This is a genomic window from Pseudomonas sp. 2FE (assembly GCF_005503735.1).
In the GTDB taxonomy this organism is placed as follows: domain Bacteria; phylum Pseudomonadota; class Gammaproteobacteria; order Pseudomonadales; family Pseudomonadaceae; genus Aquipseudomonas.
In genome coordinates, this window is sequence record NZ_SCMO01000002.1 from 237,946 (window position 1) to 257,565 (window position 19,620).

A 19,620-nucleotide genomic window follows, 5' to 3' on the forward strand; every position below is an offset into this window, starting at 1 on the left:
GGCGGACTCAGGAGCGAAGCGAACAGTCCGCCGCGTGATGGCGTACTGCTTCGCGAGTACGCCCTACGCCTGCCAACCCGAGTTCCGCTGAGTATCGAGGGGATCACCTGGGCGGCCCGCGCCCACGACACACCCGTTGTAACCCTAGGTATCAGCCGCGAAACAAATGCCCGCGCCCGCGCGAAACCCTGCGGTATAGGCCGCTAAAAAGCCGCGCGCAGGGCGCAGTTGTGCGCGGCCATCACCCACCTGGGTGATAGATGAAATCGCCCCTTTAGGCAGTTATGGCCAGACTTTCGGCTGATTAGGATGGCGGCTCACTTATTCCTCCTCAGGAGAGCCGCATGACAACAAGAACAATGCGCGGAATCTTCCGGCCGCACCTGCTGGCCGCCGCCGTTGCCCTGGGTTGCAGCGCCCAGGCCCACGCCATTAATTTCAACATCGGGGAGCTCGAGGCACAGTTCGATTCACAACTATCGGTGGGGGCCAGCTGGTCGACCCGCGGCGCCGACCCGGATTTCATCTCCGTAGCCAGCGGCGGCAAGGCCTCCTCGCGGACCTCCGACGACGGCCGCCTGAACTTCAAGAAGGGCGAGACCTTCTCGAAGATCTTCAAGGGCATCCACGACCTGGAACTGAAGTACGGCGACACCGGGGTGTTTATCCGCGGCAAGTACTGGTACGACTTCGAGCTGAAGGACGAGCACCGGCTGTTCTACGACATCGACGACCACAACCGTAAGGAGGGCGCGCAGTCCTCCGGTGCGCAGCTGCTCGATGCCTTCCTCTATCACAACTACAACCTCGGCGAACTGCCGGGCAGCGTGCGGGTCGGCAAGCAGGTGGTCAGCTGGGGCGAGAGCACCTTTATCGGCAACAGCATCAACTCGATCAACCCGATCGACGTGGCCGCCTTCCGCCGCCCCGGCGCGGAGATCAAGGAAGGCCTGATCCCGGTCAATATGCTCTACCTGTCCCAGAGCCTGACCGACGCTGTAAGCATGGAGGCCTTCTATCAACTGGAGTGGGACCAGACCGTGGTGGATAACTGCGGCACCTTCTTCTCCACCTCCGATGTGGTCGCCGATGGCTGCGCGGATCGCCTGGTGGTGTTCGGCCCGGACCTACCGCCCGGCGAGTCGAACAACAGCTTCGCCCCTGGCGAAAACGTCTATATCCCGCGCGCCGGCGACCGCGATGCGAAAGACAGCGGCCAGTACGGCCTGGCCCTGCGCTGGTTCGTGCCGGAGCTGAACGACACCGAGTTCGGCGCCTACGCGATGAACTACCACAGCCGCGGCCCGGTGTTCAGCACCATCCGCACCACCACCCCCAGCGCGGCCTTTATCCCCGGCGCGCGGAACGCCCGCTACTTTATCGAGTACCCCGAGGACATCCGCCTCTACGGCCTGAGCTTCCAGACCAACGTCGGCGGCACGGCGCTGTCCGGCGAGGTCAGCTACCGGCCGAACATGCCGCTGCAGATCAACTCCACCGACCTGTCCTTCGCCGCTCTCGGCCTGTCGCTCTCGCCGGTGTTCCAGTCCGGCCAGGCGCAGAACACCGCCGGCAGCGATATCCACGGCTACGACCGCCGCGGGGTCACCCAGGCGCAGGTCACCGCGGTGCAGTTTATCGATCGGGTGCTGGGCGCCAGCCGCCTGACCCTGGTGGGCGAGGTGGGTTACAACCACATCAACGGCATCAGCGACGATGTCGGCGAGCTGCGCTTCGGCCGCGACCCGATCTTCGGTTCGGGACAATTGTCTTCGCAACCGACCTGCCGCGCCTTCAACGCCGCCAACCCGCAGGAATGCAATGACAAGGGCTTCTTCACCAGCGGCTCCTGGGGCTACCGCGCACGCGCCAGCCTCGATTACCCCAACGCCATCGCCGGGGTCAACCTGACGCCGAGCGTCGCCTGGTCGCACGACGTCGACGGCTATGGGCCAAACTTCATCGAAGGCTCCAAAGCCATCAGCCTCGGCCTGAATGCCGACTACCAGAACACCTACACCGCCAGCCTGAGTTACACCGACTTCTTCGGTGGCGATTACAGCGTCATCACCGACCGCGACTTCGTCGCCCTCAGCTTCGGCGTGAACTTCTAAGCGCGGCCCGCATAAGGACTCGAACGATGAGCACAAAACGATTCATGCAATTTGGCGCCGCCATGGCCCTGTCCCTCCTGGCCGGCAGCGTGATGGCCGCGGTCTCCCCCGAGGAGGCCGCCAAGCTCGGCACCACCCTGACTCCGCTGGGCGCGGAGAAAGCCGGCAACGCCGACGGCAGCATCCCCGCGTGGACCGGCGGCCTGCCGACCGACGCAGCGGCGGTGACCAACGGTTTCCTCGCCGACCCCTTCGCCAGCGAGCAGCCGCTGTTCACCATCACCGCGGCCAACGCCGAGCAGTACAAGGACAAGCTGTCGCCCGGCCAGCTGGCGATGTTCAAGCGCTATGCCGCCACCTACAAGATCCCGGTCTACCCGAGCCACCGCACCGCGGCCGCCCCCCAGGCGATCTACGCGGCGGCGAAGAAGAGTGCGGTGAGCACCCAACCGGTGGACAACGGCAACGGCCTGTCCAACTTCGCCGACAGCCGCTACTACGCCTTCCCGATTCCCAAGGATGGCGTCCAGGTGCTGTGGAACCATATCACTCGCTACCGCGGCGGCAACGCCCGGCGCCTGATCGTCCAGGCCACGCCGCAGACCAACGGCTCCTTCAGCACGGTGCACTTCGAGGACGAGGTGGCCTTCCCGACCGACATGATCGAGCTGGACCAGGCCAAGGCGAGCAACGTCCTGCTCTACTTCAAGCAGAAGGTGACCGCACCCTCGCGCCTGGCGGGTAACGTGCTGCTGGTCCACGAGACCATCGACCAGGTCAAGGAACCGCGCCTGGCCTGGATCTACAACGCCGGCCAGCGCCGCGTGCGGCGTGCCCCGCAGGTCGCCTATGACGGCCCCGGCACCGCCGCCGATGGCCTGCGCACCACCGACAACTTCGACATGTTTTCCGGCGCGCCGGATCGCTATGACTGGAAACTGGTGGGCAAGAAGGAGATGTACATCCCCTACAACAGCTACAAGCTCGATTCGCCCAGCCTGAAATACGCCGACGTGCTCAAGCCCGGGCATATCAACCAGGACTTGACCCGTTACGAGCTGCACCGGGTCTGGGAAGTGGAGGCCACGGTCAAGCCGGGCGAACGGCATATCTATGCCAAGCGCCACCTGTTCGTCGACGAGGATAGCTGGCAGGTCGCCCTGGCCGACCACTACGACGGCCGCGGCCAGCTCTGGCGGGTCGGCGAGGGCCATGCCGAGCAGCACTACCAGCGGCAGGTCCCCGTCTACACCCTGGAGGCGCTGTACGACATCATCTCCGGGCGCTACATCGCCCTGGGCATGCGCAACGAGGAGAAGCACGGTACCGAGTTCGGCTTCAAGGCCACCGGCGCCGACTACACTCCGGCCGCGCTGCGTAACGCCGGCGTGCGCTAACCCCGCCACAACGCGGCCTGGCGCCGCGTTCCAGCACGCACAACGCCCCGCTTGCGGGGCGTTGTCGCATCTGCGCTACGCATAGCTTTATGGCGCTGTATCAACCTCAATCATCCTGCTTCCCCCTTAAGGGTGATGGCGCTAGGCTAGAATTCTCCGGTTCATCCATAACTACAATTCGCGAGAGCCGCCCATGCCGCGCCAATGCTCTGGTCTAGCTCTGTCCGGTGCGCCGCTTGCCAATCTGCCGCGCCTGCCGCCCTCGCACCTGCCCCGCCCGCGTCTGCTCGAACTGCTGCACGCCGAGGAAGAACGCCTGCGCCTGCTGGTCGCCCCCGCGGGTTTCGGCAAGAGCGTGCTGCTCAGTGAATACCTGCGCCAGCTGCCCGCGCAGAGCAGGGTCATCTGGCTGAGCCTGGCCGGCCAGCCGCTGAGTGCCGAGCAGTTGCTCGGCCAGATCGCCACCGCCCTCAACAGCCGCCTCCCGGCTAGCGCCGCGACGAGCGCGCTGCTGCAATGGCTCAGCGGGCAGAATCAGCCCCTGTGGCTGGTCTTGGACGACTACCCGAGCAATCCATCCCCCGAGCTGGACGCCTGCGTCGATCAGTTGCTGGCCCGCTCGCTGCCTAACCTTTATCTGCTGGTCAGTGCCCGGCAAAGGCCGGAGTGGAACCTCCCACGCCTACTGCTAGCCGGCGAGTTGCTGGAGCTGGCAGCCCAGCAACTGGCCTTCAGCCGCAGCGAACAGGACGAGTTGATCGACCTGCTCGCCCCGCAAAGCGGCCAGGCCATGCGTGCCGAACTGTGGCAGGAAACCGAAGGCTGGTGCGCCGGCACGCGCCTGCAACTGTCGGGCAAAGCCATGCAGCAGAGCGACCCGGCCAAGGCCTGCGGGCAGAACATCAACCACTGCTGGCTGAAGGAGTACCTCGACCACGAGTTGCTCAACCGCCTCGATGCGGAAGAAACCCGCTGCCTGCTCGCCCTGGTGCACTTGCCGAAAATTTCCGCCGAGCTCTGCCAGCACCTCTGGGAAGAAAGCGACGGCGCTCAGCTGTTTCAACGGCTGCTGCAGCGTCAGGCGTTCTTCATGCCGCTGGATGAGGACGGCGTCTGGTATCGCGTGCTGCCGGTGGTCGCCCGCGTCCTGCGCAACCGCATCAGCGCTACCGCCGCGACCCAGCTGCACCTGCGCGCTTGCCGCATGTTCATCGCCGCCGGGCAGGTCGAGGACGCCATCGAGCAGGCGCTCTGCGCCGGCCAGCCGGAAGTCGCCGCCAACTACCTGGAACGCCTCGGCCAGGAATGGCTGACCGGTGAGCAGCACCTGGCCCACCTGCTCGCCTGGCGTGAGCGACTGCCGGCGGTGCTGTTGGAGAGCACGCCGCGTCTGCTGACGCTGAACGCCTGGGCCCTGCTGCTGAGCTGGCGCCTGGATCAGGCCGAAGCCTGCATCGACCAGCTCGCGCGCTTCCAGCCACAGCCGAGTGCGCAGCGCGGGCGGCGGCTGACCGCCAACTGGCAGGCACTGAGCGGCGCCTTGGCCGCCTTGCGCGGTAACCACGGTGCCGATGACGCCAGGCACCATTGTCAGCAGGCCCTGGAGCACCTGCCGGAAGCCGACTGGATGCCCAAGCTGCTGTGCTATTCGACCTTGGCCCGGGTGGCCATGGCCACCCGCGATCCACAAGCGGCACCGGGTTACCTGCGCTCGGCCCTGGAGCTGGCGCGACGCCGGGGCAGCCTGCTGTTCGAAGCGCTGATCAACCTCGACCGGATTCGCCTGCTGCTGATGCGTGGCGAACTGCCGCGGGCACAGAGCCTGATCGAGCAAAGCTTCGCCCTGATCGGTTCGCGTAAAGCGGTCGACAGCCTGCTGCTCGGCCGGCTGCATCTGCTGCAAGCCGAACTGCATCTGCTGCACGGTGAGCACAGGCCAGCCGAGCAATCCTTGCAGGTCGGCGTGGCGCAGGCGCAGGAATGCGCCGACCCCTTCGTGCTGCACGGTTATCTCGGGCTGGCCGAGCTGAGTTCGCGCCAAGGTCAGTTCGACCAGGCCTTCCTGTACCTGCGCGAGGCCGAGCGACAGATGCAGTGCGGCCAGGTCTGGCGCCTGTGCTATCGCGGCGTGCAGCTGCTGCAAAGCATGCGCGTGCTCGGCCGCCAGGGGCGCTGGGAGCGCATCACCCCGATCGCCGAAGGCATTCAGCACCACTTCAGCACTGAACCGGCGTGGATGGCACCGCTCGACTACCCTACCCTGCCGCTGCGCAATCGCTTGCTGCAGGCCCGCGCCCTGCACGCCGCCGGGCATCCGGAGCAGGCCGAGGGCCTGTTGCAGGCGCTGCTCGAACTGTGCGACACGCTGCAATTCAAACCTCTGGCCTGCGAGGTTCAGCTAGCGCTGGCGCAAGCCAGGCGCAGCCTCGGCCGCGCCGATGCAGCGAGCCTGGAGCACAGCGCGCGGCAGCAGGCGGAGAGCCTCGGCCTGCACGGCATGTTGCAGGATTGGCCCGACCCTAAGGCCGGCATTGTCAACGCAACCCCACTAAAAACCGGCGCCCCCGGCAACGACTCGGCAGCGGAGCACAACGCCCTGCTCAGCCAACGCGAACGGACGGTGCTGCAGCTCCTCGCGGACGGTTTTTCCAACCAGGAAATCGGCACTTACCTGTTTATTTCGGTGAATACGGTGAAAACCCATACGAAAAAGATCAACAGCAAGCTCGGCGTGAAGCGCCGCACGCAAGCGCTCATGCGTGCCAAGAGCCTGGGGCTACTGGTCTGAGAGACCGATGAGCCGATTTTTGGCTGCCATTCTTGACCCCGTAGTCAGAAATACACTTAGCTACAGCCCGCTTCCCCAACCAATCCTAATAGGGGTCATTAAAAACATTAATTAACAGGCACTTAGCCTGATAACGCAGGATGCCGCCAGGTCTCTGCGGGTTTAGCCTTGACCTGATGGACGGTTATTCACGTCAGGGATGTCATTTCCTGGCAAATGGCCTCGAAATTAGGCTGTAAGCCCGCAGTCACGCTACTTGTCGCACCCTGATAGAAACTATCGGTCACCCAATGACTTGTAGTTATCTGTAGGTCAGCCTTCAGAACTTCTTGAAGGCCTCACGGTTCACCTGCAAAATGCCGCGCCCCGCCAATTGCATGGCAATCCGTGCGGGTTTGTGATGATCCGCCACCCCAGTGCGCCATCCGCAGTGCTCTGGTTTTTTAAAAGTGCTCTGGTTTTTTTAAAAACGATCACGCAGGAGATTTGAAGTGCACATTGGTGTTCCTCTCGAGACCTTTACCGGCGAGACGCGGGTTGCCGCAACTCCCGAGACCCTCAAAAAGCTGATCGGCCAGGGCCATCGGGTCACCGTCCAAAGCGGCGCCGGCATCAATGCCAGTGTTCCGGACAGTGCCTATGCCGCCGTTGGCGCGACCATTGGTGATGCCGCCGCGGCCCTGGGTGCCGATCTGGTACTCAAGGTGGTTGCGCCAAACGCCGCCGAGCTGGCTCAGCTCAAGCCCGGCGCCGTGCTGGTCGGCATGCTCAACCCGTTCAACAACGAGAACATCGCCCAGATGGCGGAGCGCGGCGTGACCGCTTTCGCCCTCGAAGCCGCGCCGCGGACTTCCCGGGCGCAGAGCCTCGACGTGTTGTCCTCGCAAGCCAACATCGCCGGCTACAAGGCCGTGTTGCTCGCCGCTCACCACTATCCGCGCTTCATGCCGATGCTGATGACCGCCGCCGGCACCGTGAAGGCCGCCCGCGTGCTGATTCTTGGCGCCGGTGTGGCTGGCCTGCAGGCCATCGCCACGGCTAAGCGCATGGGCGCGGTGATCGAGGCCTCGGACGTACGTCCGGCGGTAAGGGAGCAGATCGAGTCCCTCGGCGCCAAGTTCGTCGATGTGCCGTATGAAACCGACGAAGAACGTGAGTGCGCCGAAGGCGTGGGCGGCTATGCCCGGCCGATGCCGGCTTCGTGGATGCAGCGTCAGGCGGTTGCCGTGCACGAGCGTGCCAAGCAGGCCGACATCGTCATCACCACCGCACTGATTCCGGGCCGCAAGGCACCGGTGCTGCTCAGCGCGGAAACGGTGGCGCAGATGAAGCCGGGCTCGGTGGTCATCGACCTGGCGGCCGCCCAAGGCGGCAACTGCCCGCTGACGGTCGCCGATCAGGTAGTGATCCAGCATGGCGTGACCCTGGTCGGTCACACCAACCTGGCCTCCATGGTCGCCGCAGACGCTTCGGCGCTGTACGCGCGTAACCTGCTGGACTTCCTCAAGCTGGTGGTCGACGGCGAAGGCAAGTTCCACCTCAACCTCGAAGACGACATAGTCGCCGCGTGCCTGATGTGCACAGGCGGCCAAGTCATCCGTAAGAACGCATAAGAAGGGCTAGGACGATGGAAGAGTTGATCTCCCCCGGTATCTACAACCTGATCATCTTCGTGCTGGCCATTTATGTCGGCTACCACGTGGTCTGGAACGTTACCCCCGCACTGCACACCCCGCTGATGGCGGTGACCAACGCGATTTCCGCGATCGTCATAGTCGGCGCCATGCTGGCCGCGGCGCTGACCGTCACCCCGCTGGGCAAGACCATGGGCACCCTGGCCGTGGCGCTGGCCGCGGTCAACGTCTTCGGTGGCTTCCTGGTGACCCGCCGGATGCTGGAAATGTTCAAGAAGAAAGCGCCCAAGGCGAAAGCGGAGGGGGACAAGTAATGAGCATGAATCTGGTAACTACCCTGTACCTGATCGCCTCGATCTGCTTTATCCAGGCGCTCAAGGGCCTGTCCCACCCGACCTCGTCGCGGCGCGGCAACCTGTTCGGCATGCTCGGGATGGCGCTGGCCGCCATTACCACCGTCGGCCTGGTGTTCAAGCTCGGCGCGGACATTGCCAGCCAAGGCATCGGTTATGTGCTCGTTGGCCTGCTGGTCGGCGGCACTGCCGGTGCGATCATGGCCAAGCGCGTCGAAATGACCAAGATGCCCGAGCTGGTGGCCTTCATGCACAGCATGATCGGTCTGGCCGCGGTGTTCATCGCCATCGCCGCCGTGGTCGAGCCGCAATCCCTGGGTATCGTCAAGCAACTGGGTGACGCGATTCCGGCCGGTAACCGCCTGGAACTGTTCCTCGGTGCGGCCATCGGTGCCATCACCTTCTCCGGTTCGGTGATCGCCTTCGGCAAGCTGTCGGGCAAGTACAAGTTCCGCCTGTTCCAGGGCGCACCGGTACAGTTCGCCGGCCAGCACAAGCTGAACCTGCTGCTGGGCCTGAGCACCCTCGGCCTCGGCCTGGTGTTCACCTTCACCGGCAACCTCGGCGCCTTCGCCCTGATGCTGGCGCTGGCCTTCGTGATGGGCGTGCTGATCATCATCCCGATCGGCGGCGCCGACATGCCGGTGGTGGTGTCGATGCTCAACTCCTACTCGGGCTGGGCCGCAGCGGGGATCGGCTTCTCGCTGAACAACTCGATGCTGATCATCGCCGGGTCCTTGGTCGGCTCCTCGGGTGCGATCCTCTCGTACATCATGTGTAAGGCGATGAACCGCTCGTTCTTCAACGTCCTCCTCGGCGGTTTCGGCGGCGCGGTAGCCGCCGGCCCGGCGGGCGCCCAGGAAGCCCGGCCGGTGAAGTCTGGCTCGTCCGACGATGCCGCGTTCCTGCTGACCAACGCCGACACCGTGATCATAGTGCCGGGCTACGGCCTGGCGGTGGCCCGTGCCCAGCATTCGCTGATGGAACTGGCGGAGAAGCTGACGCACCGCGGCGTCACCGTGAAGTTTGCGATCCACCCGGTCGCCGGGCGGATGCCGGGGCACATGAACGTCCTGCTGGCCGAGGCCGAAGTGCCTTACGAGCAGGTGTTCGAGATGGAGGACATCAACTCCGACTTCGGCCAGACCGACGTGGTGCTGGTGCTCGGCGCCAACGACGTGGTCAACCCGGCGGCGAAGACCGACCCCAACTCGCCGATTGCCGGCATGCCGATTCTCGAGGCCTATAAAGCCAAGACCGTCATCGTCAACAAGCGCTCGATGGCCAGCGGCTATGCCGGTCTGGACAACGAACTGTTCTACCTGGACAAGACCATGATGGTCTTCGGCGACGCCAAGAAAGTCATCGAAGACATGGTCAAAGCGGTCGACTAAGGCCGCTCTGCCTGCGTCACAAGACCCCGGCCCAGTGCCGGGGTTTTTTATTTCCGCCGGCCAAAGGCTCGAAATAGAGCCATTTGTTCGACCTTGGTAGAGAAGAACGCAGCCGTGTGCTTATCGACAACTGTGTGCATCCGGCTTACCGCGCCGCGCTGAACCACTACTTCAGCGCGGCCTGATGCTGGCGGTCCGACCCGTACAGAGCAGGCTGGACAGCAAAAAGTCTGCTTCCCTCATGCCTCTACAGGTAAAACACCTTTCAACTTTGCAAAACTGTACTGGTCCTGCGTTCCCATCGGTTACAAATCCGGCTAAAAAGTCAGAGCTAGCCGGACAAAAATGCCATGATTTGGTGCAAACCAGTACAGTTGCTTCGATAAGTAACAAAACAGTCACCAAAAAAGTGCACGCCGACCAGCACAATTTAGAACAACTGTGACTACAGGCCCAGGTGTTACAGGAGGATCATAGCCACCAGTTAAATAACCAATCCCGCCACAAGCGGAAGGATGTACACCATGGAACGCACCCTCAGTTCCGACCTGTTCTTCGCTAACACCTCGTCCCAAGCTCAAGCCGCTCTGCCGCTGCGCGCGCTCTCCAACCTGCTGCTGTGGCAGCGCCGGATCGTCAGCCGCCACCAGTTGGCCCGCCTGGATTCGCGCCTGCTGGCCGATGCCGGGATCAGCGAAGCACAACGCTACGCCGAGCTGAACAAGCCGTTCTGGCGTTAAGCCGCACCTGGCTGGGCTAGCTACACAGCGTCAGCCACCCGAACAGCACCAACAAACCCGCCGCAGATCACTGCTGGCGGGTTTTGTCGTTATGGGTCCAAGCATTTATTGGCTGGCAGCACAGCTCAAGCCACTAGCGACCAGTACAGTTAAACAAAAACTGAAACTGCCCCGACACAATTCTCCAGCACTGTGACTGCCGGGATGGCTCGGCAAGCGGGACTATGGTTCCCCATACCCCAACCCCGCGACGATGCGGGAAGGACAGTGCCATGGAACGCACACTGAGCCACGCAGCTCTCCCCCTCAGCTCAGCCAAATCCCGCAGCGCCTGGCCGCTGCGACTGCTCGCCCGCCTCGGCCTCTGGGCCCAGCGCGCCCGCACGCGCCGGCAACTCGCCCAACTGGATGAGCGCTTGCTGGCCGATGCCGGGATTAGTCGCTGCGAACGGCTGGCCGAGCTGGACAAGCCCTTCTGGCGTTGAGCCTGTCTGGCGCGCGCGGTGCAGGCTGGGCTAGGCTAAGCGATACCGACGAGGCCCGAGTGGCCTCGTCTTTCGCTTACCCAGAGGAATTTCGCCATGTCCCGTCTGCGCCTACTTAGCGCCGCTGCCCTACTGGCCGTTGCCACCAGCGCCTCGGCCACCAGTTTTGTGGCCACCACCGACGCCGTGGTCGGCGCACTGAAGGCCACCTCGGATGCCACCTCCGACGTCTCCTCTTCATTCAATGACGACAAGATTGTCCGCGCCGCCCGGGATGACGCCGCCAGCTTCGTCGCCAGCTCCGGCGAAATCCGTGGCCCCCAGCTGGAGGCCGCGTTGCAGCATATCCGTCAACAGGCACCGCAACTGCGCGCCAGCAGCGACCTGCAACTGGCCCAGGCGATCCTCACGCTCTAACCTGACGACCTCTTGGCCATAAGCACGGATGCCTATGCTCATGCGTCACCGCTTGCTGGCCTTGGTCGCCCTTACTGGCGAGCGGGGTACAGGCCGGCAACTCCGCCAACCCTCTCGGTTAGAGCACGGCTTACGGCGGCCCGGCGACGGTCTTGGCGCTGCTGGGTACGGCGCAGCGCTGGAACTGGCGCAGGCCATACACGTCCAATCACCACGAGCCCTTTGCTAAACCGGAGATCCCCATGCGTAGCTCGCTGACTATCGCAGCCCTCGCCCTGCTTATCGCCACCGGGACCGCCCAGGCGCAGACCTTGGTCGCGACCAGCAACGTCATCATTCGCGCTGTCGAGCGCACCCTCGACTTCAGCTCGGACACCACCACCTCGATCCGCGACTCGAAACTAGTCCTCGAAGCCCGCGACGATGCCGCCAGCTTTGTCGCCAGCCAAGGCGCCATCCGCGGCGCGCAACTGCAAGCGGCCTTCGACACCCTGCGCGCCCGTGTACCCGAAGCCCGCGACGCCAGCGATCAAGCCTTGGCCGAAGCCATTCTCGCGCTGTGAGGCCGGTCGGCGCCTGGCTGCTGGCTGCGGCGTTACTGCTGGGCGGCACCAGCGCCCAGGCTGACCTGCGCCTGGTACTGCACGGCGCCGGGCTCAGCGACAGCGCACGACACGCCAGCCAGGCCCTGCTCGATGAGGCCCACCGCGCCTTGCCGCCACGCGTAATCGAGCAACTGGATCGGCGCGTCGAAGTCAGTTGGAGTAGCGACTTGCCGGCCAACGCCTATGGCCGCGCCATCCGCCCTGACGCCCTGGTGCTGAACGCCAAGCTGCTACCAGCCTTGGTCGATGGCTCCGCCGCCAGCAAAAAAACCAAGCGCCCCCACGGCACCCTGCGGCGTGAACTGCTGGCCACCGTGCTGCATGAACTGACTCACCTCTATGACCGCGCACGGCTGTGGCCGCCGGCCGAAAAAGCCCTGTTACGACGCTGCCAGCAGCGAGCCTCCAGCCTCGGCAAAATCGGCCTGGCGGATAACTGTCGCGGCCAGACGGAACGCCGCTTCACCCTCAGCGATGATCCGCGCCTGCTCGATCTGGCCGGCTGGGCGCAATACGTTGGCCACCGCGGCGCGCGCGAGCAGAGCAATCGCCAAGTCGCGCGCAGCCCGGACAGTTACGAGCTGAGCAACCCGCGCGAGTTCGTCGCGGTGAATATGGAGTACTTCCTCCTCGACCCCGCCTACGCCTGTCGGCGGCCGGCGCTGTATCGCTATCTGCGCGCGCACTTCGGCTGGACACCGAGCGCACCACCGCCCTGCGCCCCCGCCTATGCCTACCTGAACGCCGGCCGTGATTTCGCCCGCCAGCCGCTCGGCACGCTCGACCCGGAGCGCGTCTACGCAGTCGACTACCTGCTGGCCGAAGCCAATGACCAGTGGGCCAGCCGCTGGGGCCACAGCATGTTGCGCCTGGTCATCTGCGCGCCGGGCCGCCCGCGTGGGCCGGACTGTCGGCTGGATCTGGATCGGCACCTGGTATTGTCCTACCGCGCCTTCGTCGGCGACCTGCAACTGTCCAGTTGGGACGGTCTGACCGGCGCCTATCCTTCGCGGCTGTTCGTCCTGCCACTCGGCCAGGTCATCGAGGAGTACACCAAAGTCGAGCTGCGCGGCCTCGCCTCGGTGCCGCTGAAACTCTCGCGGCAAGAACTGGAGGCACTGGTCGAACACGCCGCCGAGCAACACTGGAGTTACGACGGCAACTACTATTTCCTCTCGAACAACTGCGCCGTGGAAACCCTCAAGCTGCTGCGCAGTGGCAGCGCGCGGGCAGAGCTGAATAGCCTCGACAGCATCCTGCCCAACGGCTTGCTGGACCTGCTGGAAGGCCGCGGCCTGGCCAACCGCAGCGTACTGGACGACCCCAAGGAAGCGTTGCGCCTGGGCTATCGCTTCGACTCCTTCCGCGACCGTTATCAGGCCATGTTCGTGGTACTCAAGGAGCGCCTGCCCATCCCCGAGGAGAAGGTCGACGACTGGCTGGCCCTGGCCGCCAGCGAACGCCGGCCCTGGTTTGCCCAGGCCGACCTGCGCACTAGCGCCGCCTTGTTATTACTGGAGCAGGCGGCCCAGCGGCGCCAGTTGCTGCTGGCCCAGGATGAACTGAAGCGCCGCTACCTGAGCGGCCGCGAACGGCGCGATGGCAGCGTCGACAAGGCCGGCGGCACCCTGGAAAAGATCCTCGCCAGCAGCGGCTTCCTCAGCCGCCCGGCAGAGCTGCTGGAGGGTGGTTACGGTCTGCCGCAAGCCGCCGAATGGCGGCACCTCGAGCAGGAAAGCAGCAGTCGCCAGCAGCAGCTACGGCAACTGAGCGATGACCTCGATCAAGAAATCCGCGCCCTCTTGGAGCCCACACGCCTGGCCGAACTGGAGGCCGGCGAAGCCAACCTGAAACAACTCAGCGAACACCTGCGCGCACTGCACAAGGCCTCGGGCGGGCTGGTGTTGCCGTAGGCTGGGTTTCGCCAAAGAACGGCGCTACCCAGCCTAGGCCCTACGGCATCTGTTCCTCCTCTTCCTCCGGCAACTGTGGGTCCAGCGATAACCAAGGCAGGCGGCTTTTCACCCAGATGTGCCGATCCGCCGGCGCCTGTTCCGGGTGGTCGAGGGTGGCGATGGTGATATCCAGGGTCTGCGCGCTCAGTGTGGTGAACAGCGTCAGGTGGGCGCCGCAGTGTGGACAGAAGCTGCGCGTGCAGGTCGCCGAAGAGGCGTATTCGGCGGGCGTGCCGGCGGTCCACTCGAAGGCCGGCAGCGGCACCGTGATCCAGGTGGTGACTATGCCGCCGGTGGTGCGCCGGCAGATCGAGCAATGGCAGTGGGCGATATCTTTCAGCGGCCCACGGAACCGGTAACGCAAGGCGCCGCAGTGGCAGCCGCCGCTATGCAGGTCTCCCATGACTCACCTCCGCACTAGAGCGCTTTAGCCTACTACACGCGTGAAACTACTACTCATATCGACCTTGCGTCGCCGCCCTCAGCTCACCAAGATGAGCGCCTGCCACCGGGGGTGTCCGTGCTCGATCTGTTGCTGGCCTTGTGGCCGTTGTTTGCCTTGATAGTCGGCGGTTACGCCCTACGCCGCTGGGACTTCCCCGGCGAGGCCTTCTGGCCCGCGGCCGAACGCCTCAACTACTTCATCCTGTTTCCCGCCCTGCTGTTCAGCAGCCTGGCCACGGCGCCGCTGAATAACCCGGCGCTGCCGCGCCTGGCCCTGGCCGTCATGCTCGGCCTGGGTCTGGCCTGGCTCGCGCTGTTGCTCGGCAAACGCCTGTGCGGCTGGTCGGCCGGGCGCTTCGGCGCCCTCACTCAAGGCATCCTGCGCTTCAACACCTACCTCGGCCTGGCGGCAATCGGCAGCCTGTTCGGCAAACAGGGGCTGACCCTCGCCGCCTTGCTGCTGGCGCTGATGGTGCCGACGGTGAATGTGCTGTCGGTCTGGGCGCTGAGCGCCGAGCGCGGGGTCAGCCTGCGCGCGCTGCTACTGCCGGTGCTGCAGAACCCGCTGATCTTCGCCTGCATCGCGGGCGCGCTGGCCAACCTCGGCGGCCTCGGCCTGCCCGGCGGCACGGATCGCCTGCTCGGCCTGCTCGCCGCCGCCAGCCTGCCGCTCGGTCTACTCTGCGTCGGTGCCGCGCTGCGCCCGCAGGAGCTGACGGGCGAAGTCCAAACGCTAGCCTGGAACTGCGCGCTACGGTTGTTGGCGATGCCGCTGCTGGCCTTCGCGGCAGCCCGCATAGTCGGCCTGCCGCCCATGGAAAGCGGCGTGCTGGTGCTGTTCTTCGCCCTGCCCACCGCGCCCACCGCCTACGTGCTGACGCGCCAGCTCGGCGGTGACAGCCATCTGATGGCCGGCATCATCACCCTGCAGACGCTGCTGGCGGCCGGCAGCCTGCTCCTGGTTCTGCGCTTGCTGGGCAGCGCGGGATAACCCCGGCGCTCAGCAGCGTGCGGGGTTCAAGTGGCTAGCGGATCCGTGCGCTCGGCGGCCTGCCCGAGCAGCCAATCGACCAGCTCACGCAACTGCGGCGAGGGGTCGGGGCGCTCTGGGTAGACCAGGTAATAGGCGGCGCCGGTGCGGACCTTGAGCTCGAAGGGGGTGACCAGCCGCCCAGCGCTGAGGTCCTCGCCGATCAACGCCCAATCGCCAATGGCGACGCCGGTTCCCTGCGAGGCGACCGACATGGCCAGGTCCAGCGTGTCGAAATGCTGCCCTTTACCGATGTTGTTGACCTTGGCGCCGGCGACCTTCAGCCAGGTTTCCCAGTCGCGTTGATCACGGGTCGGGTGCAACAGCATGTGCCGCTCCAGATCGGCCAAGCTCTTGAGCGGTACCGGGCCGGCCATCAGTTGCTGCGAGCAGACCGGCGTGAGCTGTTCATCGAACAGGTGGTGGGCCACCACCGAGCTGCCGGGACCCGCGCCATAGACCACGGCGGCATCGAACTCCTCGCGGCGAAAATCGACCTCATGCTGCACGGTAGTGGTCAACTCGACCGGCACATCCGGCCGCTCTGCCTGCCACTGCAACAGGCGCGGCAGCAGCCAGCGCATCATGCAGGTGGGGGCCTTGAGTTGCAGCGCCTCGCGTTTCGCCCCCACCTGCTCGACCGCCTCGTCGATCAGGGCGAACACCTGCTGGATGCGTGGGAACAGCTCGCGCCCTTGGGTCGTCAGGCTCAGCCCGCGCGCCTGGCGCTGGAACAGCGGATAACCCAGATGACTCTCCAACCCCGCAATCTGCCGGCTCACGGCGCCCTGGGTGATGTGCAGCAGATCGGCCGCCCGCGTGAAGTTGCAACACTGGGCAGTGATCAGGAAGGTATGCAGAGCTGGCAGAGGGGGAAGCCGTTTCATCGGTGCTCAGGCATGAGGTGGAAACATACCTAGTATGACAAATTTTGCGTTGTCACAGCGGCCCGCCGGCAGTTCCAATTGCGCCTCCTCTGCGCTTCATCCCGCGCCTGCCAATAGCCCCCTGGACGTTGATACCAGCCTGCAGATACGCGGGGATGCCGCACTACCTCAGGATCAGAACAGGAGCTATGCAATGGCAACATGTGGCGAAGTATTGGTGCAGTTACTCGAGCGCTATGGGGTCGAGCAGGTCTTCGGCATACCAGGCGTCCACACCGTCGAGCTGTATCGCGGCCTCGCCCGCTCGAGCATCGAGCATGTCACCCCGCGCCACGAACAGGGTGCCGGCTTCATGGCCGATGGTTACGCGCGTACCAGCGGCAAACCTGGGGTGTGTTTCATCATCACCGGCCCCGGCATGACCAATATCGCCACGGCCATGGCCCAGGCCTATGCCGACTCGATCCCGATGCTGGTGATCTCCAGCGTGCAGGCGCGCAGCCAATTGGGCGGTGGGCGCGGCAAGCTGCACGAGCTGCCGTCGCAAAGCAATCTGGTCGCCGGCTTCTGCGCCTTCTCGCACACCCTGATGTCGGCGGCCGAACTACCGGCCGTGCTGGCCCGCGCCTTTGCCGTGTTCCAGGCCGGCCGACCGCGCCCGGTGCATATCGAGATTCCGCTCGACGTGCTGGTGGAGGAGGCCGACGCACTGCTCGCCAGCCAGCCTGTCAGCGTGGCGAAAGCCGGCGCCGGCCCTGCCGCCATCGCGCAAATGACCAGCCTGCTGGCCGCAGCCAAGCGCCCGCTGATCCTGGCCGGCGGCGGCGCCATCGACGCGGCGCCGGCGCTGACCCGACTGGCCGAGCTGCTGCAGGCGCCGGTGGCGCTGACCATCAATGCCAAGGGCATGCTGCCTTCGCGCCACCCGCTGTTGATCGGCTCGACCCAGTCGACCCTGGCGACCCGCGAACTGGTCTGCGAGGCCGACGTGGTACTGGCGGTCGGCACCGAGCTGGGCGAGACCGACTATGACGTGACCTTCGCCGGCGGCTTCGAGATCCCCGGCGCGCTGCTGCGCATCGACATCGACCCGGACCAGACGGTGCGCAACTACCCGCCGCGCGTGGCGCTGGTTTCCGACGCCGGTGCGGCGCTGGAAGCCTTGCTCGCCGCCCTCACGCCACAGGCGCTGGCGCCGCGTCTAACCGGCTGGGGCAGCGCCCGCGCCGCCGCGTTGCGCGAAACTCTTGAAGCCACCTGGGATGAAGCGACGCGCGGGCAGACCTGCTTCCTGCAGACCGTGCTGGAGGTGCTGCCCGACGCCGTGCTGGTCGGCGATTCGACCCAGCCGGTCTACACCGGCAACCTGACCCTCAACCTGGAGCAGCCGCGGCGCTGGTTCAACTCCTCGACGGGTTACGGAACCCTGGGTTACGCCTTGCCGGCGGCGATTGGCGCCTTGCTGGGCGACAACCGCGAGGCGTCGGCGCGGCGCCCGGTGGTGTGCCTGATCGGCGATGGCGGCCTGCAATTCACCCTGGCGGAACTGGCCAGCGCGGTGGAGGCGCGTACGCCGATCATCGTCCTGCTGTGGAATAACCAGGGCTATGAGGAGATCAAGAAGTACATGGTCAACCGCGCCATTGAGCCGGTGGGCGTGGATATCTACACCCCTGACTTCATCGGCGTGGCCAGGGCGCTGGGTTGCGCGGCGGAGCAGGTCGAGGGGGTCGAGGCCTTGCGCACGGCGCTGCGCCAGGCCCGCGACAGTCAACTACCGACCCTGATCGAGATCGATCAACACACCTGGATGAACGGGATGGCGCAATGCTGAACACTCCACCGACTCTGAACCCAGTAGATCTGAACGAGCCGCGCGCGGGCGTTTATATCGACGGCCAATGGCTGGCCGGTGGCGAGCGCCTGACGCTGATCAACCCGGCCACCGAGGAACCGCTGGCGAGCGTTGGCGCCGGTGACGCCGACACCGTCGAGCAGGCGGTGCGTGCCGCCAGCGCGGCCTTCCCGGCTTGGGCGCGCAGCAGCGGCGCGGCGCGGGCGGCCTGCCTGCGCAAGATCGCCAGCGGCGTGAGTGAACGGCGTGAGCGGCTGATCCAGCTGCAATCGAGCAACAACGGCAAGCCGTTGAGCGAGGCGGCGATCGATGTCGACGACGTGATCGCCACCTTCGAGTATTACGCCGGCCTGGCCGAGGCCCTGGACGCGCAACAGGACGGCCCCGTGGCGCTGCCGAGCGAGGACTTCGCGGCGCGCCTGCGCCGTGAGCCGTGCGGCGTGGTCGGCCTGATCGTGCCGTGGAACTTCCCCATGGTCACCACCGCCTGGAAGCTGGCGCCCGCACTGGCGGCCGGTTGCAGCGTGGTCTTGAAGCCCTCCGAAGTCACGCCGCTGCCCGAGCTGGAGCTGGCCGAGATCATCGCCCAGAGCGGGCTGCCGGCGGGGGTATTCAACCTCGTCTGCGGTACCGGGCTGGCGGTCGGTGCGCCGCTGGCGGCCCACCCGCGGGTGGCCAAGCTGTCGTTCACCGGCAGCAACGCGGTGGGCGTGCAGGTCATGCAGCGCGCCGCCGAGACGGTCAAGGGTGTGAGCCTGGAACTGGGCGGCAAATCGTCGTTGCTGGTGCTCGCCGATGCCGATCTGGAGCTGGCGGTCGAGCTGGCCTGCGGTGGCGGTTTCTTCAACGCCGGGCAGATGTGTTCGGCGACCAGCCGGGTGCTGGTGGCGGACGAGCTGGCCGAGGCGTTTCTCGCGCGGCTCAAGGCGCGGGCCGAAGCCATTCGGGTCGGCGACCCGTTCGAACCCGGCGTCGAGATGGGCACGCTGGTCAACCAGGCGCAGTACCAACGGGTACTCGGGCATATCGAGCGTGGCCTGCACGCCGGCGCGCGGCTGGTCTGCGGCGGTGAGCGTCCCGCTGAGCTGCCCCGCGGCTATTTTTTGCGGCCCACCGTATTCACCGACGTGCCCGCAGACAGTGCGCTGTGGCGCGAGGAGATTTTCGGCCCGGTACTGTGCGTGCGCAGCTTCGCCAGTGAGGCCGAGGCCATCGAGCTGGCCAACGACAGCGAATTCGGCCTGGTGGCCAGCGTGGTCAGCCGCGATCCCGCCGCTGCCGAGCGGGTCGCCAATGCCATGCAGGCCGGGCTGGTGTGGATCAACGCACCGCAGGTGATCTTCCCGCAGGCCGCCTGGGGCGGCTACAAGCAGAGCAGCATCGGCCGTGAGCTGGGGCCGTGGGGGCTGAGCGCCTTCCAGGAAATCAAGCACGTGATCCGGGCGCTCTAGTGTGCTGACGCAGAAATATTGATTCGACGATCTGGGCTCGTAGGGTGCGCTGTGCGCACCAGTTGCAGAGG

At 65.5% G+C, this 19,620-nt stretch carries 16 protein-coding genes; 14 read left to right on the plus strand and 2 right to left on the minus strand.

Going from position 1 to position 19,620, the window contains the following annotated elements; translation table 11 throughout:
* Positions 1 to 344 precede the first annotated feature (344 nt).
* The 11 genes from FFS12_RS06220 (at position 345) to FFS12_RS06270 (ending at position 13,840) form a co-directional block, all read left to right on the plus strand.
* Positions 345 to 2,114, plus strand: coding sequence for a DUF1302 domain-containing protein (locus tag FFS12_RS06220; protein WP_137886038.1), 1,770 nt, complete (start codon positions 345 to 347; stop codon positions 2,112 to 2,114).
* Positions 2,115 to 2,158: 44 nt separating this feature from the next.
* Positions 2,159 to 3,511, plus strand: coding sequence for a DUF1329 domain-containing protein (locus FFS12_RS06225; protein WP_137886233.1), 1,353 nt, complete (start codon positions 2,159 to 2,161; stop codon positions 3,509 to 3,511).
* 193 nt (positions 3,512 to 3,704) lie between these two features.
* Positions 3,705 to 6,299: a LuxR C-terminal-related transcriptional regulator gene (locus FFS12_RS06230; protein WP_137886039.1), complete on the plus strand. Its 2,595-nt coding sequence runs from the start codon at positions 3,705 to 3,707 to the stop codon at positions 6,297 to 6,299.
* A 491-nt stretch (positions 6,300 to 6,790) separates the two neighbouring features.
* Positions 6,791 to 7,912, plus strand: coding sequence for a Re/Si-specific NAD(P)(+) transhydrogenase subunit alpha (locus FFS12_RS06235; RefSeq protein ID WP_137886040.1), 1,122 nt, complete (start codon positions 6,791 to 6,793; stop codon positions 7,910 to 7,912).
* A 14-nt stretch (positions 7,913 to 7,926) separates the two neighbouring features.
* Complete coding sequence (locus tag FFS12_RS06240) at positions 7,927 to 8,247, plus strand: NAD(P) transhydrogenase subunit alpha (RefSeq protein ID WP_108099125.1); 321 nt, start codon at positions 7,927 to 7,929, stop codon at positions 8,245 to 8,247.
* Positions 8,247 to 9,680 (plus strand): NAD(P)(+) transhydrogenase (Re/Si-specific) subunit beta, encoded by a 1,434-nt coding sequence (locus tag FFS12_RS06245; protein WP_137886041.1) that lies wholly within the window; start codon positions 8,247 to 8,249, stop codon positions 9,678 to 9,680. Before FFS12_RS06240 ends, FFS12_RS06245 begins: the two co-directional genes overlap by 1 nt.
* Before the next feature lie 524 nt (positions 9,681 to 10,204).
* Positions 10,205 to 10,420 carry a DUF1127 domain-containing protein gene (locus FFS12_RS06250; protein ID WP_137817659.1) on the plus strand — a complete coding sequence of 72 codons (216 nt, stop codon included), beginning with the start codon at positions 10,205 to 10,207 and terminating at the stop codon, positions 10,418 to 10,420.
* A gap of 272 nt (positions 10,421 to 10,692) precedes the next feature.
* The gene (locus FFS12_RS06255; RefSeq protein WP_137886042.1) at positions 10,693 to 10,905 is read left to right on the plus strand and encodes a DUF1127 domain-containing protein; all 213 of its coding nucleotides are present in this window, start codon (positions 10,693 to 10,695) and stop codon (positions 10,903 to 10,905) included.
* A gap of 96 nt (positions 10,906 to 11,001) precedes the next feature.
* Positions 11,002 to 11,322: a DUF2388 domain-containing protein gene (locus tag FFS12_RS06260; protein WP_137886043.1), complete on the plus strand. Its 321-nt coding sequence runs from the start codon at positions 11,002 to 11,004 to the stop codon at positions 11,320 to 11,322.
* 242 nt (positions 11,323 to 11,564) lie between these two features.
* Positions 11,565 to 11,885, plus strand: a complete 321-nt coding sequence (locus FFS12_RS06265; RefSeq protein WP_137886044.1) for a DUF2388 domain-containing protein — start codon at positions 11,565 to 11,567, stop codon at positions 11,883 to 11,885.
* Positions 11,882 to 13,840 (plus strand): DUF4105 domain-containing protein, encoded by a 1,959-nt coding sequence (locus tag FFS12_RS06270; protein WP_137886045.1) that lies wholly within the window; start codon positions 11,882 to 11,884, stop codon positions 13,838 to 13,840. The genes FFS12_RS06265 and FFS12_RS06270 overlap by 4 nt, the downstream gene beginning before the upstream one ends.
* 40 nt (positions 13,841 to 13,880) lie before the next feature.
* On the opposite strand, the gene FFS12_RS06275 is transcribed toward FFS12_RS06270, so the two are convergent.
* Complete coding sequence (locus FFS12_RS06275; protein WP_137886046.1) at positions 13,881 to 14,285, minus strand: GFA family protein; 405 nt, start codon at positions 14,283 to 14,285, stop codon at positions 13,881 to 13,883.
* A 99-nt stretch (positions 14,286 to 14,384) separates the two neighbouring features.
* Here FFS12_RS06275 and FFS12_RS06280 point away from each other — a divergent pair, with 99 nt between their 5' ends.
* Positions 14,385 to 15,317 carry an AEC family transporter gene (locus FFS12_RS06280; protein ID WP_256657304.1) on the plus strand — a complete coding sequence of 311 codons (933 nt, stop codon included), beginning with the start codon at positions 14,385 to 14,387 and terminating at the stop codon, positions 15,315 to 15,317.
* A gap of 26 nt (positions 15,318 to 15,343) precedes the next feature.
* Here FFS12_RS06280 and FFS12_RS06285 read toward each other — a convergent pair whose 3' ends face one another.
* Positions 15,344 to 16,243, minus strand: coding sequence for a LysR substrate-binding domain-containing protein (locus tag FFS12_RS06285; RefSeq protein ID WP_137886048.1), 900 nt, complete (start codon positions 16,241 to 16,243; stop codon positions 15,344 to 15,346).
* Positions 16,244 to 16,436: 193 nt separating this feature from the next.
* Between FFS12_RS06285 and FFS12_RS06290 the strand changes: the two genes are divergently transcribed.
* Both FFS12_RS06290 and FFS12_RS06295 read left to right on the plus strand, forming a co-directional pair.
* Entirely contained in the window at positions 16,437 to 18,077 is a 1,641-nt protein-coding gene (locus FFS12_RS06290; protein WP_137886049.1) for a 5-guanidino-2-oxopentanoate decarboxylase, read from the plus strand.
* The gene (locus tag FFS12_RS06295) at positions 18,071 to 19,549 is read left to right on the plus strand and encodes an aldehyde dehydrogenase family protein (protein WP_137886050.1); all 1,479 of its coding nucleotides are present in this window, start codon (positions 18,071 to 18,073) and stop codon (positions 19,547 to 19,549) included. Before FFS12_RS06290 ends, FFS12_RS06295 begins: the two co-directional genes overlap by 7 nt.
* Positions 19,550 to 19,620 lie beyond the last annotated feature (71 nt).

Coding starts and splice junctions, on each gene's coding strand:
- FFS12_RS06220 (WP_137886038.1), top strand. CDS start 345: ATGACAACAAGAACAATGCGCGGAATCTTCCGGCCGCACCTGCTGGCC.
- FFS12_RS06225 (WP_137886233.1), top strand. CDS start 2,159: ATGCAATTTGGCGCCGCCATGGCCCTGTCCCTCCTGGCCGGCAGCGTG.
- FFS12_RS06230 (WP_137886039.1), top strand. CDS start 3,705: ATGCCGCGCCAATGCTCTGGTCTAGCTCTGTCCGGTGCGCCGCTTGCC.
- FFS12_RS06240 (WP_108099125.1), top strand. CDS start 7,927: ATGGAAGAGTTGATCTCCCCCGGTATCTACAACCTGATCATCTTCGTG.
- FFS12_RS06245 (WP_137886041.1), top strand. CDS start 8,247: ATGAGCATGAATCTGGTAACTACCCTGTACCTGATCGCCTCGATCTGC.
- FFS12_RS06250 (WP_137817659.1), top strand. CDS start 10,205: ATGGAACGCACCCTCAGTTCCGACCTGTTCTTCGCTAACACCTCGTCC.
- FFS12_RS06255 (WP_137886042.1), top strand. CDS start 10,693: ATGGAACGCACACTGAGCCACGCAGCTCTCCCCCTCAGCTCAGCCAAA.
- FFS12_RS06260 (WP_137886043.1), top strand. CDS start 11,002: ATGTCCCGTCTGCGCCTACTTAGCGCCGCTGCCCTACTGGCCGTTGCC.
- FFS12_RS06265 (WP_137886044.1), top strand. CDS start 11,565: ATGCGTAGCTCGCTGACTATCGCAGCCCTCGCCCTGCTTATCGCCACC.
- FFS12_RS06275 (WP_137886046.1), bottom strand. CDS start 14,285: ATGGGAGACCTGCATAGCGGCGGCTGCCACTGCGGCGCCTTGCGTTAC.
- FFS12_RS06285 (WP_137886048.1), bottom strand. CDS start 16,243: ATGAAACGGCTTCCCCCTCTGCCAGCTCTGCATACCTTCCTGATCACT.
- FFS12_RS06290 (WP_137886049.1), top strand. CDS start 16,437: ATGGCAACATGTGGCGAAGTATTGGTGCAGTTACTCGAGCGCTATGGG.
- FFS12_RS06295 (WP_137886050.1), top strand. CDS start 18,071: ATGCTGAACACTCCACCGACTCTGAACCCAGTAGATCTGAACGAGCCG.